The following is a 15,716-nucleotide window of genomic DNA, read 5'->3' on the forward strand; positions in this document are numbered from 1 at the left end:
ATTGCCACGCGAATTGATAAATGCAAAGATCACACACGTATCATACGTGGACAAGGCTGCTAATCAAAAGCAGTTCTTTTTTATGAAATCAGAAAAAGAAAATGACTTTCAAAAGGAAATCAAGGTCATTGCGAAGGCTGATGATGCACAGCGTCTTGTGTACGGCATTGTATACGAACCCAACGAGCTGATGCGCATGGAGATTACATGACACCAGAGGAAATCGAAAAAGCAGCTCATGGGTTCCTGAAGGATGCACGTGAGATCGACAAGCAGCATGATTTCCAAGGCGGTGTCGGGGAAGTCGTTGAATCATACATTGCTCCGTCTGATTTTGAAATGGGCGGTGAAGTTATCAAGAAAGGGTCGTGGGTCCTTGTGGCAAAAGCATCTGATGAAATCTAGGAACAGATTCAGTAGGGTGAGATCACCGGATACTCAATGGCCTGAACAACGGATATAGGTAAGCAACAGCGTGAGCTCTGGCGGCGGTTTTCTACTACCCGGATAAAGAAGCAAAAAACAACGGTGTTTCTGGCAGCTGTGAAAACATAGTCAGGAAATGCCTATGATGTAGCTTCTAAAACTTGGACTAGATGGCATTAATCCTTGGAATACAATTATTACTGCCGATCTATTTGTTGTGATACCTGCAGTCATTATCACAGCAGTCGTTTACTTTATTAAAAGAAAGAATACCAAAACATCTAATAGTTGATGACTTTAAATAGAGCCGTTCATATTAATTCGGCTCTTTTTTTATATTAGCTAGTCAAAATTGCTCCCGAATAAAGCTTTACTATAGCAAAACACCCTAAATTTTGCGGTTTCTTTTCGGTGTCGAAAGATTCTTAAAATGATAATATATGTCATTATAGGGAATAGCAAGGAAGGGGTAGGGTCTTATGGAGAAAGTGCTTTCTTCTCATGTCGGTTTGAAAATCAATGAATGGTATTACCATATTCAAAGATTTAACGTACCGGACGCCGAAGCATATAAAGAAGAAATAAAATCTTTGCTCGATAACATGGAGGAAAACCAGGATTTATTATTATATTTTTCTCTCATGGAATTCCGACATAAATTAATGTTGGATTATTTAAATCCATTGGAGAATGGAAAAGAGCGTGCCAACTTTAGAGAATTAGCAATGAAGATCAAAAGGGATCAAGAGAAATTAACAGGCTTACTTGATTATTATTTTAATTTTTTCTACGGTATGTATGAGTTTGAAAACTATGAATACCTCAACGCCATTACCTTCTATAAACGAGCAGAAAAAAAGCTATCTCTTGTAAGTGATGATATTGAACGTGCCGAGTTCAATTACAAGATGGCTGAAATCTATTACCACATGAAACAAAACCACATGTCCATGCACCATATAGCCCAAGCAATAGAATGTTATCGAGAAAAAGAAACTTATACTGTCAGACAGATACAATGTTCCTTTGTCATTGGATTAAATTATATTGATATGGGTTGCCCCGAAAAAGCAAAGCCTCATTTTGAAAATGCACTAGAAAAAGCAACGGAAAGCGACACCAAAAGATTAGTAGGATCAGCGCTGTATAATTTGGCTTTAAGTTATTTCCACAATGATGAAATTGTTGCTTCAATAAAATATTTAAATGATTCAATCAATGCTTTTAAAGAGCGAGGATATGAGCATTTTAACAGAATACTCGATCCTTTAAGTGTGCTTGTACGGTCGTATTTTCATGAAAAGGAAAACGATTTAGGGTTATATGCTCTTAACCAGGGCATAGAATTGGCTGAAAAATTAAATGATGACGTGATGCTTAAAGTGTTCACATTTTATAAGGCGCTTTATGTCAAAGATGATTATGATAATGTCTTGAGTGATACCGAATATTTAACCGAAAGAGGAATGTATGCAATTCTTGAAGAATTATCGAAAGATGCAGCAAGGAGATATAAAACAGTAGGAGATAAGGACAAGGCGTCGAACTTCTATGAGAAGGTTCTTTACTTCCAACAATTAATTAAAAGGAGCGATTGCCTTTATGAAATTTAAGTCAGTAGTAGCAACCCTCATCATTATTGGCACTTTGAGCACGCTGGGTTATTTCGCCTTTTCACAAAACCACGAAGAAGCTATCAGAGGACACACATCAAGTATCGGTTATGATAAATTCCATTAGAAAAAAGCCCTTTTCGGGGCTTCTTTTTTATTTGAACATTATTTTTCATCGTTTTAAAATTCTTAATCTACAATCCTTTTTCTTTTCCCCGTTGCTCTATCGAATGATTCAAGGATATACAAAACATGGTTTAACATTAATTATGTTTTCTCTATTGTTATAATTGGTTAAAAAACGATAAAGTGGATTAAAGTGTCAGACTCATTATGGTATTCTAGTAAAAGAATACGCCATAAAAGGAGTCTTTTTTATATGAAAATATTAGATGCTCCATCTTTACTGTCAGCTGTAGAACAAAGGTCAAAAGTCTATCAGGAGCTTCGAGACGAAATGCAGCATGTGAAAAAAGCATTAAAAAGTGTGTCAGGATTAGGTGATGAATTTACTGGAAAAGGTGCAGACAATATCAAAGCCTTTTATGAGGATCTTGCGCTTTACACGGACACTTATCTTGACTTTATTGATATGCAAAAAGCGTTTTTAGATGGGGTAAAAGGAAAGCTTGATGATGAATCGTTAGGCGGAAGTACATTTATTGATGAGCATTTCTTAGACGTTCAACTGAAACAAGGGATTCAGAATAATAAAGATATGGTCAAGGAACAAAAAGAAGCCCTATCCACTATTTTTGATGACATCAGTGATCTCATAGAACTGAATGTATTTTCAAGTAAAGAGGTCAATGAACATTTAGACGATGCAAACGAAAAAAGAAAAGAGGCAATTGATGCTGTACATAAATTAGATAATGCCCTAAAAACAGAGTACGAAAAATCAGAAGCGATTGAGAAACATCTTGCAACCTTTTATGCAAAAATGATGGCTGCTACAGGAAAAGGGAAAAATGCGCAGCCCATGTATTACGATGCAAAAGCATTTCATGAGACAAATGTGTACAAGAATCATGATAAAATCGATGCACAGGTGAAAGCATATTTAAAGGTGAAAAAAGAAGAAAAAGAGAAACGAAGAATCAAAGAATTGAAAGAAAAACTCAACGATCCTTCGTGTATATCAGAGGAAAAATACTTTGAGATTGTAGACGAAATTGGATATGAAAATCTTTCTTACGATCAAAAAATGTATTACAGCCAGCTTCTCCAGACCAAAGCGCAGGAAGAAGCATCAGAGGGATTCGTTGATGTTGTAAAAGGTGCAGCAGTTGGTCTATATGATGTGGCCAAAGATACAGTGACCGGAATATATGATCTTGTGACAGACCCTGGTGGTGCCGTTGAATCGGTCGTAACGGCTGTTTCTCATCCAATTGAAACGTCGAAAGCGATTGGAAAGTCGATTTCAGATTCTTATGAAAGAGATATGGTGAACGGCGATTCTTTTTCAAGAGCGCATTGGGTAAGCTATGCAACAGGCACCATTGCTACTTCTATATTTGGAACAAAAGGTTTAGGTTCTGTTTCTAAAACTGGCGTATCAACAACGAAAACGACGGTTATAAGCGGTGTGAATAAAACTAAGCACTTTGCTAAGAACATTACTATATATGACTTATTACCTTATTCATCAAAACATCAACTAGCGGGTTTATCAAATGTTCCTTATAATGTAGTAGATGGTGCTTCCTTGAAAGAACGCTTAGTAATGATGGCAGAAGGAATAAAAAACCCAAGGACTCGTCTTCCAAGATCAAATGGACGCTGGGAAGGTGCCCCAGGCAATGGAAAATGGTATTCAGACAAACAAGAAGTAAAAGCCATCACAGGAGGAAAACCTGTTGAATTTAAAAACAATCGGCCTAATTTCACTCCTTGGGAAAAGGGACGTATTCCTTTTAAAGAAGGGAAGTTAACTGGAAATAAGTCGGATTTCAGTTTAGTATATAAAGAACTTAAAAAACAATATGGTTTTAAATCTCAACGAGCGGCGAAACAATGGCTTGCAGACGTGGGGCTAACTCCACATCATTTAGATAATAAAACAATACAACTTGTTCCGACTGATTTGCATAAAAATGTACCGCATATTGGTGCTGCATCAGACTTGAGAGGGGGCTATTAAAATGAGTTTTCAACAAATTAAAAAAAAGCTAAATCAATATACTATTGAATACAGATCGACAAGTGATAAAACATTGGAACAAATAAATAAAATAGAAGCAGAAAACATGTATCATATTTCTTCTGATTATAAGAGATTTATAAGCGAGTATGGAGAATGTTGGATTGAGGATAATGTATACACCGATTTAAAAGAAAGTCCTGCTTGGCTAGGCGAAGAGCCAATTTCAGTAGGTTTGTTTTATGGGCTAGAACAGAATAAATATGATATCCGAAATGTCATAAAAACGTATGAAGAACAGCTCCCAGAGCATGTGATTCCTATAGCTGATGCAGATGGTGGAGATCAGATTTGTCTAGATATCAGTGAACAAGACCAAGGTAAAATATTTTTTTGGGATCATGAACTTAGGGATGGTGTACAGGATCTGTTTCTGATTGCTGATACTTTTACTGAATTTATTGAAGGGTTATTTATTGTAGAAGAAGATGATGATGGTGACACTGGAGCTTTAGGCATCCAACTAAGTGACGATCTTTTGAAAATGTTAAAGGAGAGAGATTAAAATTTAGACAAATCCTTTCAAGAAGATTAAACGTTTCTTCTATCTATATGGAAATTAATTCTAATCTGAACAACTTTCAAGTTTAAAGGGTGCTAAAGTGCATCCTTTTTATTTTTTTTTTTAAAACTCTTAATGGGTGTTTTAGTTTGTATTAGCTATAGAACTTTTACCCACGAAGTATTCAGCAAGTTTTATTAGGGAACAATGAATATCTTCTTCGTTGATATCATTGAAATCAAAATATTCGCACTCCCCAAAACTTGCTTTATATAGATATATTTTGCTGAAATCTATGTCATCAAAGGGACGGCTTTTTATTATGGTGATGCATATTCTCGATCACACTGGTTCGCCTATGCGACTGGTTCTCTAGCAGAAATCGTCTTTGGCTCTAAAGGGGCAGGTGCCATTACAAAAACGGGGACAACAGCAGCCAAAACGACGGTGAAGAAAGGCCTTGAGCAAGGAGCAAAATCATTAGACAGAGTTTCTATTCCGAATCTATTGCCATACTCACCAAAGTTTCAAATGGCTGGCGGCCCGAAGCTGCCGTATAACGTGTTTGACGGAGAAAATCTCAAAAATAAACTCCTCTATATGGCAAAGCGTCTAGACAACAATTCAGGATACGGCATCTCTAAGACAGGCAGACGCTTACCAGCACCAAAATCACCACCAACCGTTGTCAGTTACGGAGATCACTATGTGAGATGGAAACGGAAGAAAGTATTAAAACCGAATGTCGTTTATTCAACAAAGCAAGGCTACACCTACACAACCGATCACTACGGACGTATTGTCAAAGTCGAAGCAAGTGATTTAAAATACGGAGAGGTCAAAAGAAACCAATATGCCCAATCCAATTCAGGAAAGCCAGATCGATTACTGGATGATGACGGAGGTCATTTAATTGCGTCTATTTTTAAAGGATCAGGCGATATTGATAATCTACTTCCAATGAATTCACAGATTAATCGAAGCGGCGGGAAATGGTACACCATGGAGCAACGGTGGTTGAAAGCCTTGAATTCAAATCCACCTAAACAAGTAGCAGTGAGCATTGAACCTATCTATAAGGGAGATTCATTACGACCTGTTAGTTTCTCTGTGGAGTATAAAATTGGAGAACGTTATTCTCAAGTATTTATTAAGAATCAACCTGGAGGTTAAAACCCAATGGAAGAATTAGAAATGAATTATAAAAAAATAGCAGAATCAATTAATGAATTAATACCATGTGATTGGGATAAAGTTTGGATGTATGCAGAAATACTTGATGATTCGGCTGAGATAGTGTTTTATTTTAAAGAACAAAATGGAAATGAATATGTTAATGGACATCAAATTCCTCATAAATATAGTGTAAGTAAGTCAACATACATCCACTTATTATACGAGCTTAGTGAAATTTTTGAAGCATTGAAAAAGGCATATATACAAAATGATTTAGGTGCTTGGACAACAGCTACCCTCCAATTAGATTATAAAGGGAAATTCTCTATTGAGTATGGATATGATGATGTTTATTCATTAGGCATAGACAATGTACTAAGAATCGCAGTTTGGGAATATGAAACCTTTGGATTTCTCCCTGAAGATGAAGAAGATAAAGAAGCCGTATTAAATTATATAAAAAATAAAGACGATAACTAACGCACAATACCCTCCGAATAAAGGAGGGTATTTCTCATATATGTTTCATAAAACCTCATTTCCATTATCTAAACCGATAAACCGTCACTTCACAATCACCCAGCACCTCTTCAATCATCTCTTCCACAATCGTCCAATCGCCGCCTGCCAATCCGCAGCCGATCCCGTATGGAATGGCGATGGACGTTTGGTTTTTCTCTTCAGGTGATTGTGTCACTGTATCCTTTAGGTGTTGAAAGCAGCTGCGTAAGGCATCGTAGTCTGTTTGCTTTCTTGTTCTTCCGTATCCAGCTTGGGCAAATAAGTTGGCAATTGTTTTTCCGTCTTTTGTTGTGATGAGTTGAACGGAGCTTAACAAGTCATCTCCTTGTTCTGTACATAACTGTTTATAATCTTTGTACACATTCGGATATTTGCTTTTGATCTGTTTTGCTAATCCAGCGCCCATGACTCCTTTACAGTTCACCTGGTGACAGATGATGTCTTCGCTTGCCTCTAAAATGTTGCCATCCACCGTTTTGATCATATGATGTAACCCCTTTTTGATAAAATGCAAACCTATGTTCTATTATAACAGTTTTGTTCCTGTGATTTAATAGCTTTTGATGATTTTTTAGTTAGTACACGATGTTCAGGTGACAGCAAAGTGACAAACATGTCATATGATTCCATAGTTTGTTCGTTCGATCGATGGAGGCAGACATCTCATTTCAATTATCTTTATCATAAATCAAGTAAAAAGGGATGAAATGAGATGCAGGGACTTAATGAAGATTTATTTAGGCGGGTGAATCAGTTCAGTATCGATCATGGTTACTTGAATCCGATATTTATTGGACTAGCTGAATATACAGTGCTGCTGGCAGCGCTCATGTGTCTGTTCGTATGGTTTCAAAATCGCAGCAGGTACAATAGGGCGATGGTCGTATCTGCCGGAGTGACCTTCATATTGGCAGAGTTACTTGGGAAAATCGCAGGGCTCCTTTATTTCAATCAGCAGCCCTTTGCAGAAATGAGCCACGTCAATCTTTTGATTCAAAAGGAAGTGAATAACTCGTTTCCAAGTGATCATACCATCTTTATTTTTTCGATTTGCGTGATCTTTTGGCTGTTTCACAAACGCCATATGTATTGGCTGATCATTGCGTGTGCTGTTGGTTTTTCAAGGATTTGGGTAGGTGTTCATTATCCATTTGATGTCTTGGCAGGAGCTGCTATAGCGTGTTTAACAGCCGCCGCCGTTGTATATGTGCCGCTATGCCAAAAGAGCGTTGATGCCCTTTTGTCATGCTATGAATGGCTTGAACAAAAATTGGTAGGGAAGAGAACAAAATAACATTGTTGCAGCAAAATACCCCGATCTGTTAACGCTGAGATCGGGGTACTGTTTATTTTCGCCAAAACGTTGAACAATCCGCTTTGTCTTCAATATTAAATTCGATGATTTTTTTTAGGAGAGGATAATCAACTGGCAAGCTTTCTTTCATGCGAAACAGATTTTTCCCATGATCGTACCCAGCTTGTACAATGTCAGCTGAAAATTGATTAATTCCTTTAGCTTCTGGTGCGACAGAAATGTGATGTTTTGCCACGCTAAACCCAATAATAAATGTGCCGTGATCTGTGAACATGGGCTGATTCCAAGCAATTCTTGGCTCTAATTGAGGGAATGTGTCTTCTACCCATTGTAAGATGTCTTGAGTTCGCTGCTTCAGCTCTGGGTTACCGATTTTGCTGATATATTCTTCAAACACATGCATGATATTTTATCCTCCCAATCCATCTACCTCATAAGCCTCAGACGGGATTCGAACCCGCACTCCTTTCGTAAGCATAGGCTAGGGGCAACACGCTTCCCTACGGAATTTCACCGACAGGAATTTCACCTGTCTCAGCTCATGTGCTTTTCGGTGCTTCTGAAACCCTTGCCTTGCGACCCGCCAGCTACAATTTGTTTTACGGCGCTCTTCCCTTCTAGAGCTACTGAGGCGTGTAAGTGATTGATCATATTATATAAAGAAATTGGATAAATGAAAAGCTGCTATGAACCATCATAAGATTAGAAAGCCTCGACATTGGGCTTTTTTCATTTCATCTCGAGATGTTTATTTTAAAAAAAGGCGGAATTTTTTCGCAAATATCGTTGACTAGGAGAAAGAAACGCACTTTCAATGGAAACGGTTGTTGAAGATTCAAGTGATTCATATTAAAATGATGTCAAATGGACTAATTAGCAATTGCTAATAGAAGTTCCATATTTAGTGAATTCATGTGTTTTAGCTGAAGGTGATTGGGGGTGTAGAATGAGCAAAGTTCCTGTTGCGGAATTGGCATCACTATTAAATGACTGGAACATGGAAATCAAAAAAGATCATGCAGATGAGGCAGAACGGTTATTTGCCAAAGCGAAACAAGCGGTAGAGGAAATTGACGATGCGGATATCCTCATATACTATTCTCTTCTTGAGAAGAGGCATCACATTCTGATGTACAATTTAAGAGGGCAAAAGGGCAATGTTTCAACGAAAAGCATAGAGGGTCATTATGGAAAAAAAGAAGATGACCTGTCTAACCGTCTTGCCTATTATTTTGATTTTTATGAGGGTGTGTATGAGCAGCATCAAGGTAATTATGAGGTTGCATTGCAGATGTATCAAAGTGCTGAAAAGCTCTTAGATAAAATTTCAAGTGAGATCGAACGTGCTGATTTCGATTTTAAAGTGGCATGGCTTTATTACCGGCTCAGTCATATTATGCTCTCACTAAGCTATATCCGCAGAGCGCTCCACGTCTATAAGCGGCACAAGCAGTATGAAAGAAGAACGGCCCTTTCATACTCTCTTATAGCAGCGAATCTAACAGAGATCGGCCGGTATGAAGAGGCGCTTGAGAATTATCGTCTGGCGGAAGAAGTTTTGACAAATGAGCAGGATGATTTTATGCTGGCTCAGCTTCATCACAATGTGGCCATTTTATATTCATTTTGGAATAAACCGAAGGAATCGATACGTCATCTTGAAAAAGCACTGTCCCATCAAGAGTATTATGATTCAGATTTCTTTTTCCATTCTACGTATCTGATCAGCCGGGAACTCTGTGTGATTGGTGAAAAGCAGCGTGCAAGCCAATATATAGAGGCTGCATATGCCAGAATGAAAGATGCTTCTCATGAAGTGTTTCAGCTAAAAATAGGCATCGTACATGATCTTTACTTAACGCATGCACCGCAAAGATTTCAGCAAATTGATGAGAAATTAAGAAAGTTAGAAGAGAAGAATGAATATCATGAAGTAAAAGAGCTATCACAATTTGCAGCAAAATATTGTGAAAAGCAAGCACTTTATGAGCAGTCTGTTTTTTACTTGAACAAAAGTTTAGAAGCGGATTTACATATGAAAAGAATGGGGTTGATTTAAGATGAAAACAGGATTAAAAGTATTATTCGTTGTTGGTTTAGCGGTCGCTGCGACTGTTCTGACGCAAAACGTTGCAGGTTCATTCGAAGTTGCAGAAAAAATCATTGGTGGTTAATACCATTTATCTCTCGCCCTTGTTGATATCGTCAGCAAGGGTTTTTTGTGTTTTAATAGGCTCTTCTTATTAAACGCTGCAAGAACGTTTAATAAGAAGAATTCGCAACAAAGGGGGTGTGCAAATTTATTACCTGCTCCATTATTCTAAATAAACATAGGGCAGAGCAACAAGTTAAAAAGGTCACTTTTCTTTGCTTAATTTAATTTTTTGCAGGACTTTTCATTCAAATTTTATCAAATTGGTCTAATGTACATAGAAGGAAAAGAAAAAGCAGGGGCACCGCCCCATTTGTCATGCATATGATGAGATAAGGTCTGATTCGAAGGCAGGTGATTGTATGTATCCACGGGTTTATGGTGGTTTTCATGGAGGCGGATTTACAGGAGGCGGGGCACATATTGGGCCGGTTGGTTCCCATATCGGATTCGGCGGGTATTATTTGAGCCCTGGTGTGTTCTCTGGCTTGGGAGGTTTTCCGGGGTACGGGGGATTCGGGACATTTTCTGGATATCCGTATGGCTCTACGTTCATCATGGGACGCCCTCCTGGTTTTTATGTGAGGAGTTATTAGTTTAAGAGCACAATAATTGAAATAGCCAGAGAGGCTATTTCAATTGGTGAAAGTGCTTTAATGCAGCAGTTATCACAATGACCCCTAGGATGATGATAGGCAGCCAGATGATGATAAATGGATCGTAACGATCTGTATATGCAGCAATAGCTGCACCTAGGCAGTAGAAGACAATAGAGCCTATTCGCATCAAGCTTACAAGCTGGATAGGGGCCTTTCTTTTTTCCCGGTATGATATACGCTGAGCTGCATCTTCAAATAGGTTAGCAAGTGTACTCGTGAGAACGGTTGTGGAAATGCCAGCAACATTCAATTTACGAGCGGCTGCTGTCTGCATACCCATAGCCATACTTAAAAGGATGATCAGCATAAAGTAAGCACCTTGTGTATAAGGGAAAACGGTCATGAGAGCAAATAGAAGCAAAATCATCAATTCGATGATAAAAATGCGTGTAACGGCTTTTGGCCAAAACGTTTTCTCATGCTTTCCGCCTATCACAACTGCAAGTAAAACCCCTAAAACGAACCCACTTAGAGCAATGATGGAATGAAGGGCTGTTAGCTGCAAGGAGCTTCCTGCTGCAATGCCAAGCAGCACAATATTACCTGTCATATTGGCTGTAAACACATGCCCTAGGCTTAAATAGCCAATCACATCCACAATTCCTGCGGAAAGACATAAGAAAACCAAAGCTGTATTTCGAAATGAATGTGCGGTCAAAATAGTCATTCCTTTCTTCCTCTCTAATGAATAAGTGTAACGCTTTATGACCGCGAATGTCCATCTGATGAGATGGTCACATGTGTGCAAGCTGATGTAAGACTTGTCTAAAAGTATCATCATTCACAAGGTGCCTCATGCGGCGGAACGGATCGCCCTTTTCCTTTAAACGCTCTATAACAGCCGGCATCGTAAAAAGAGAAGGATGAAGCTCATCATGATAGAGTTCGTCCCATTCAAGCGGTGTCGCAACAAGTCCAAGCTCATTTCCTCTTGGGGAATATGGAGCGATGATTGTTTTCCCAGCATCATGCTGAATGTAGTCTAAATACAAGCGATTGCCGCGGTTTTTCTTAAGACGTTCCAGAGTAAAAAGATCCGGTGCTTGCTCACATAAAAATTGGCATATAAACGCGGTGAATTGTCTTGTTTCTTCGTATGTGAAGGCGTTTTTCTTTAAAGGAATATAGACTTGAAGCCCTTTACCTCCGCTTGTTTTAATAAAGGCTGTGAGGAAAAGCCCGTCTAAAAGCGCTTTGATTCGTTTAGCAGCTTCTATGGCTAGATGAAACTCATTTACAGATGGCGGGTCCAGATCAAAGACGATTTCTGTCGGCCGATTCGTATCTCTTGTTTCAAAAGGGATATGAAATTCCATTGCCAGCTGGTTGCCAAGCCAAAGAAGCGTACGAGGATCATTACAGACCGTGTAAGAAATATCATCAACTTCATCTGTCAAAACAAAATCCGGCGCATAATCAGGAGTCGTCTTTTGATAAAAGAATTCATCTCCAGTGCCATGTGGATACCGAATTAAAGTAAGATGCCTTTCACGTAAAAAGGGCAAAAGGTAGGGAGCCGCTTGTCTTAAATAAAGTAAGTAATCTGCCTTGTTTAGTTGAAGAGCCGGGACAATCGGTTTCTCAGGGTGAGTGACGTCTATAGCAGCAGGGAGTGGATACAGCTGTTTGAGCATTTGCTGAAATGTACATGCTGCTGGATCAGCATCTAGTAAAAAGGAAGAAAAACGCGGCTCTCTTAACGCCGATCCATCAAAGGATATACAAGCAATGCTGGCAACGATAGAAGGGGGGATTTCGTATAATGATCCTCCTGTTAACTGACCTTTTGTCTGAAATAGCGTACGCAGTGTTTGTTCTTCTTCTTTAGAAAATCCATGCTTGAATTGTACAACCTCGATGAGAGCCGCATCTTGATAAATGGAACCTTGGAAATAGCCATTTTCTTTGTCAAAACGGGTGACAATGACAGAGACATACCGCCAGTTTTTCATTTTCAGCCATTCTTTTGAACGAGTATTGTCATGCCATTTACTCATCTTTTTTTTCGCTACTAGTCCTTCTGCTAAATACATCGTCATCACGTTTTTCATGTATTCAGAGTCTGGATCTGTATGAATGACCTGCAAAAGGGAAGGGTGCTCAAGCCGAACTGATGAGGGGAGCTTTGCTTCTTGGAATAATTGCTGCAGCTGATTTTTTCTTTCCATCAACGGTGAATCAACGATAGGTTTCCCTTTGCAGCTTAATAGATCGAATGCAATAAAATGACATGGAAATCGTTCAGCCTGTCTTTGGATGGCTTCTTTGTTTTTCAGCCTGCCTCTTTGCTGAACCTTCGCAAACTCACTTTGCTGTTCACTTAGTAAAAAGACCAATTCTCCGTCAAGTGTCAGCGGTAAAAAAGGAGCAAATTGGTCTCTTAATTGTTCGCACTGATCCATCACTTCAGGAAATTGCTTATTTAGCTGTTTTCCGGTCCTGCTTTCTAAACGAATCTCGTCTTCTTCCCATACAAGAATAGCCCGAAATCCATCATATTTTAATTCATACACCCAGTCTGCACCGGCAGGTATATCATGTGCAGGTGTTAATCGCATAGGTTTCATTGTGCATGTCACTTCCTTATATCATGTGTTCTTAGAGTGGGATGAAATTTTCAATCACATACATAAGTCTGATGAAAACATTACATAGTAAGGAGAAAAGAACGGAGGAAGCGCGATGCATACAGTATGGAAAGGCGGCATTAGTTTCGGATTGGTCAATATTCCAGTCAAGCTGTTTACCGCTACAGAGAACAAAGACATTAAATTAAGACAGCTGCATAAAGAGTGTCACACGCCCATTAACTACAAGAAAGTATGTGCCAATTGCGGTGAAGAGGTAGCGCCGGAACAAATCGTCAAGGCGTATGAATATGCGAAAAATAAATTTATTGAATTGGACGATGAAGAGCTGGAAAAACTGCGAAAAGAAAATGAAGAAAAAGCCGTTGAAATCATTGATTTTGTGAAAATTGAAGAGATTGATCCCATCTATTATGAAAGAAGTTACTTCTTATCACCGGATACTGGCGGAGCAAAGGCTTATTCATTATTAAGAAAAGCTTTAGAGGAATCGGGAAAAATTGGTGTCGCAAAAATTATGATCCGCTCAAAGGAGCAATTAGCGATCGTTAGGTGCTATGAACATATTTTGCTGATGGAGACCATTCATTTCCCTGATGAAATTAGACAAGTATCAGATGTACCGAATATCCCCCAAGAGGAGAACATTGTAAAGAAAGAGTTAGATACAGCGCTCCTTTTAATTGAGCAGCTGACCACGACATTCGATCCAGCGGCATATCAAGATGAATACAGAGAACAGCTGATGAATTTAATTGGCGATAAAATATCTGGAGAACATACCGTTCAGCCGGAAACGACAGGCAAAAAAGATCCCGCAGCCAATGTGACTGATTTAATGGCCGCACTACAGGCCTCGATCGACCGATCAAAACCAGCCAAACCGAAAAAAGCAGCACCTAAGAAAAGAAAAACACCAGCCAAAAAAGAAAAGAATGCATAAAAAAGACCGCTGACAAGCGGTCTTATTGCGGCTTTAACATATCCTGAATCGTCCCATCTTTTCGATGAATGACAACGGAAGTTCCTTTATTAGCTGAAATCTCTTTGGCCCGGTCAATTGCTTCTTGTTTTGTTTCTTTGACCTCACTTGCTCGTTTCGCTTTCTCTGTTTGAACCGCCCAGCCTTCCTTGTGTTTCACAACATGCTGCGCCTGATCCATGAGCTCTGGTCTTGCGGAGCTGCTGTTCTCAGAAGGTTTGACAGAACCATGAGAGGAGAAATTTTCTACCTCTTTCTCCGTTGCGTTCTTTTTCCACTCTTTCGCTTGACTGATTGCAATTGGAAAGGCTCTATTTTCCTCATAGCCTTCCTGAATCATTTTATTGGCAATCTCAAGCGCTTTTTTTCGAATGACGTTGTCTAATGATTGAAATGAAGCTGGATAATCGTTCATCGTCCAAGGCATAAGAAACGCTCCTTTCTTTTATTTGAACACCTTCCCCCATCTGTAATGGATCAAACATTCAAGTTCTCTCAATCCAATGTTGGGGATAAAATACATCGTTTTGCTGAGGCAGAATCTCATCAATTCCCGCAGAATAGAAGGTAGAAAAGGAGTGATTTTGATGATGATGAAAGGTTTGTATGAAGCACATTTACCTGTGAGTGATTTGAAGGCATCGATTGCGTTTTATGAAAAATTGGACTTGACACTTGCTCATGAAAATGAACGAGTTGCTTTTTTATGGATTGAGAAAGGAAAAAGCTGGCTTGGCCTGTGGAAAGTAGATATAAACAATTTTCCATACCATCCCTCGACTCGGCACGTTGCCTTTCAAATTACAACGTCCAGTATCGAACAGATCAAGACCTGGCTGATTGAAAGAGGCATCAACATTCACCCAATGTTTGGTTTTTCAGAAGAAAAACAGCCTTTAGTTCTCGATAATCCGCCGCAATTTCATGCAGCGATCTATTTTCTTGACCCAGATGAGAATCTGCTTGAATGCATTGCGCCGCTTGAACTTGATACAGCAGACAACTACGATATCATGACATATGAGAACTGGGATCGAAAGAAACATCCGTTTATTGATTGACAAAATCACTCATTGTAACTATATTGATTACAACGTTGGTGAAAGATTGTGAAACAAATTAGCAGCAGGTATCCGATTGCTGTTCATATTGTGTCATTTATTGCAGGTGTTCCAAAAGAGTGTACAGGTGATTTTATTGCAGAGAGCGTGAATTCAAATCCAGCCATTGTTCGAAAAATGATGGCAATGCTCAAACGGGCGGGTCTTATTGAAATTCGCCGCGGAGTAGGCGGTGCTTATTTAAAAAGACCGGCTGAGGACATCACGCTCTTAGATGTGTACCGTGCTGTGGATGTAAGCGAGGATGAAGAATTATTTAACTTTCATCAGCCCGTCATCGCATGCCCGATTGGTCAAGCGATGGATACGAGACTGCGGCATGAACTAAAAGAAGCACAAGCTGCACTTGAGAATCACCTAAAGCAAGTGACAATTCAGCAATTATTAACAGAGGCGGAATAAAAAAGCTCGTACTTTGGAGCTTTTTTTACACCTTTGTTGTAACCATTTTGAT

The 15,716-nt window shown here is 39.1% G+C and carries 16 protein-coding genes and 1 pseudogene; 12 read left to right on the forward strand and 5 right to left on the reverse strand.

Annotation, left to right across the window (positions count from 1 at the left end):
* Nucleotide 1: 1 nt before the first annotated feature.
* From MHB66_RS08850 to MHB66_RS08875, 6 genes and pseudogenes are all read left to right on the forward strand, one after another.
* Nucleotides 2-417, forward strand: a pseudogene (locus tag MHB66_RS08850) (XkdF-like putative serine protease domain-containing protein); the annotation flags it as partial.
* A 488-nt stretch (nucleotides 418-905) separates the two neighbouring features.
* The gene (locus MHB66_RS08855; RefSeq protein WP_046311164.1) at nucleotides 906-2,039 is read left to right on the forward strand and encodes a RapH N-terminal domain-containing protein; all 1,134 of its coding nucleotides are present in this window, start codon (nucleotides 906-908) and stop codon (nucleotides 2,037-2,039) included.
* 379 nt (nucleotides 2,040-2,418) lie between these two features.
* Nucleotides 2,419-4,185 (forward strand): T7SS effector LXG polymorphic toxin, encoded by a 1,767-nt coding sequence (locus tag MHB66_RS08860; RefSeq protein WP_046311167.1) that lies wholly within the window; start codon nucleotides 2,419-2,421, stop codon nucleotides 4,183-4,185.
* A gap of 1 nt (nucleotide 4,186) precedes the next feature.
* Nucleotides 4,187-4,750 carry an SMI1/KNR4 family protein gene (locus MHB66_RS08865; RefSeq protein WP_046311170.1) on the forward strand — a complete coding sequence of 188 codons (564 nt, stop codon included), beginning with the start codon at nucleotides 4,187-4,189 and terminating at the stop codon, nucleotides 4,748-4,750.
* A gap of 444 nt (nucleotides 4,751-5,194) precedes the next feature.
* A complete protein-coding gene (locus MHB66_RS08870) occupies nucleotides 5,195-5,920 on the forward strand; it encodes a DNA/RNA non-specific endonuclease (protein WP_052712399.1) in 726 nt (241 codons plus the stop codon).
* 6 nt (nucleotides 5,921-5,926) lie between these two features.
* Nucleotides 5,927-6,403 (forward strand): immunity protein YezG family protein, encoded by a 477-nt coding sequence (locus tag MHB66_RS08875; RefSeq protein ID WP_046311171.1) that lies wholly within the window; start codon nucleotides 5,927-5,929, stop codon nucleotides 6,401-6,403.
* A gap of 64 nt (nucleotides 6,404-6,467) precedes the next feature.
* Here the strand turns inward: MHB66_RS08875 and MHB66_RS08880 are convergent, their stop codons facing one another.
* A complete protein-coding gene (locus MHB66_RS08880) occupies nucleotides 6,468-6,929 on the reverse strand; it encodes a macro domain-containing protein (protein WP_046311173.1) in 462 nt (153 codons plus the stop codon).
* 228 nt (nucleotides 6,930-7,157) lie between these two features.
* Between MHB66_RS08880 and MHB66_RS08885 the strand changes: the two genes are divergently transcribed.
* Complete coding sequence (locus MHB66_RS08885; protein ID WP_046311175.1) at nucleotides 7,158-7,739, forward strand: undecaprenyl-diphosphatase; 582 nt, start codon at nucleotides 7,158-7,160, stop codon at nucleotides 7,737-7,739.
* Nucleotides 7,740-7,791: 52 nt separating this feature from the next.
* Here MHB66_RS08885 and MHB66_RS08890 read toward each other — a convergent pair whose 3' ends face one another.
* On the reverse strand, nucleotides 7,792-8,163 hold the full coding sequence (locus MHB66_RS08890; protein ID WP_046311177.1) for an iron chaperone: 372 nt from the start codon (nucleotides 8,161-8,163) through the stop codon (nucleotides 7,792-7,794).
* A 543-nt stretch (nucleotides 8,164-8,706) separates the two neighbouring features.
* Between MHB66_RS08890 and MHB66_RS08895 the strand changes: the two genes are divergently transcribed.
* Both MHB66_RS08895 and MHB66_RS08900 read left to right on the forward strand, forming a co-directional pair.
* A complete protein-coding gene (locus MHB66_RS08895) occupies nucleotides 8,707-9,819 on the forward strand; it encodes a tetratricopeptide repeat protein (protein ID WP_046311179.1) in 1,113 nt (370 codons plus the stop codon).
* Between the two features lie 455 nt (nucleotides 9,820-10,274).
* Entirely contained in the window at nucleotides 10,275-10,508 is a 234-nt protein-coding gene (locus MHB66_RS08900) for a hypothetical protein (protein WP_034283372.1), read from the forward strand.
* Nucleotides 10,509-10,542: 34 nt separating this feature from the next.
* On the opposite strand, the gene MHB66_RS08905 is transcribed toward MHB66_RS08900, so the two are convergent.
* Together MHB66_RS08905 and MHB66_RS08910 are read right to left on the reverse strand one after the other, a co-directional pair.
* Nucleotides 10,543-11,238 (reverse strand): YoaK family protein, encoded by a 696-nt coding sequence (locus MHB66_RS08905; protein ID WP_046311182.1) that lies wholly within the window; start codon nucleotides 11,236-11,238, stop codon nucleotides 10,543-10,545.
* Nucleotides 11,239-11,305: 67 nt separating this feature from the next.
* A complete protein-coding gene (locus MHB66_RS08910; protein WP_046311184.1) occupies nucleotides 11,306-13,138 on the reverse strand; it encodes a DNA ligase D in 1,833 nt (610 codons plus the stop codon).
* A gap of 115 nt (nucleotides 13,139-13,253) precedes the next feature.
* On the opposite strand from MHB66_RS08910, the gene MHB66_RS08915 reads away from it, so the two are divergent.
* Nucleotides 13,254-14,102 (forward strand): Ku protein, encoded by an 849-nt coding sequence (locus tag MHB66_RS08915; RefSeq protein WP_041117494.1) that lies wholly within the window; start codon nucleotides 13,254-13,256, stop codon nucleotides 14,100-14,102.
* A 22-nt stretch (nucleotides 14,103-14,124) separates the two neighbouring features.
* On the opposite strand, the gene MHB66_RS08920 is transcribed toward MHB66_RS08915, so the two are convergent.
* Nucleotides 14,125-14,568, reverse strand: a complete 444-nt coding sequence (locus MHB66_RS08920) for a DUF2188 domain-containing protein (RefSeq protein WP_046311186.1) — start codon at nucleotides 14,566-14,568, stop codon at nucleotides 14,125-14,127.
* Nucleotides 14,569-14,728: 160 nt separating this feature from the next.
* Between MHB66_RS08920 and MHB66_RS08925 the strand changes: the two genes are divergently transcribed.
* Nucleotides 14,729-15,202, forward strand: coding sequence for a glutathione transferase (locus MHB66_RS08925; RefSeq protein WP_052712400.1), 474 nt, complete (start codon nucleotides 14,729-14,731; stop codon nucleotides 15,200-15,202).
* A 48-nt stretch (nucleotides 15,203-15,250) separates the two neighbouring features.
* Complete coding sequence (locus tag MHB66_RS08930; protein ID WP_034283385.1) at nucleotides 15,251-15,664, forward strand: Rrf2 family transcriptional regulator; 414 nt, start codon at nucleotides 15,251-15,253, stop codon at nucleotides 15,662-15,664.
* Nucleotides 15,665-15,716: the final 52 nt, after the last annotated feature.

The organism is Bacillus sp. FSL L8-0167 (assembly GCF_038630295.1).
Classification (GTDB): domain Bacteria; phylum Bacillota; class Bacilli; order Bacillales; family Bacillaceae; genus Bacillus; species Bacillus safensis.

Bases quoted from the DNA above. Each gene is read 5' to 3' on its own strand.
- MHB66_RS08855 (WP_046311164.1), top strand. From the start codon at position 906: ATGGAGAAAGTGCTTTCTTCTCATGTCGGTTTGAAAATCAATGAATGG.
- MHB66_RS08860 (WP_046311167.1), top strand. From the start codon at position 2,419: ATGAAAATATTAGATGCTCCATCTTTACTGTCAGCTGTAGAACAAAGG.
- MHB66_RS08865 (WP_046311170.1), top strand. From the start codon at position 4,187: ATGAGTTTTCAACAAATTAAAAAAAAGCTAAATCAATATACTATTGAA.
- MHB66_RS08875 (WP_046311171.1), top strand. From the start codon at position 5,927: ATGGAAGAATTAGAAATGAATTATAAAAAAATAGCAGAATCAATTAAT.
- MHB66_RS08880 (WP_046311173.1), bottom strand. From the start codon at position 6,929: ATGATCAAAACGGTGGATGGCAACATTTTAGAGGCAAGCGAAGACATC.
- MHB66_RS08885 (WP_046311175.1), top strand. From the start codon at position 7,158: ATGCAGGGACTTAATGAAGATTTATTTAGGCGGGTGAATCAGTTCAGT.
- MHB66_RS08890 (WP_046311177.1), bottom strand. From the start codon at position 8,163: ATGCATGTGTTTGAAGAATATATCAGCAAAATCGGTAACCCAGAGCTG.
- MHB66_RS08895 (WP_046311179.1), top strand. From the start codon at position 8,707: ATGAGCAAAGTTCCTGTTGCGGAATTGGCATCACTATTAAATGACTGG.
- MHB66_RS08900 (WP_034283372.1), top strand. From the start codon at position 10,275: ATGTATCCACGGGTTTATGGTGGTTTTCATGGAGGCGGATTTACAGGA.
- MHB66_RS08905 (WP_046311182.1), bottom strand. From the start codon at position 11,238: ATGACTATTTTGACCGCACATTCATTTCGAAATACAGCTTTGGTTTTC.
- MHB66_RS08910 (WP_046311184.1), bottom strand. From the start codon at position 13,138: ATGAAACCTATGCGATTAACACCTGCACATGATATACCTGCCGGTGCA.
- MHB66_RS08915 (WP_041117494.1), top strand. From the start codon at position 13,254: ATGCATACAGTATGGAAAGGCGGCATTAGTTTCGGATTGGTCAATATT.
- MHB66_RS08920 (WP_046311186.1), bottom strand. From the start codon at position 14,568: ATGCCTTGGACGATGAACGATTATCCAGCTTCATTTCAATCATTAGAC.
- MHB66_RS08925 (WP_052712400.1), top strand. From the start codon at position 14,729: ATGATGATGAAAGGTTTGTATGAAGCACATTTACCTGTGAGTGATTTG.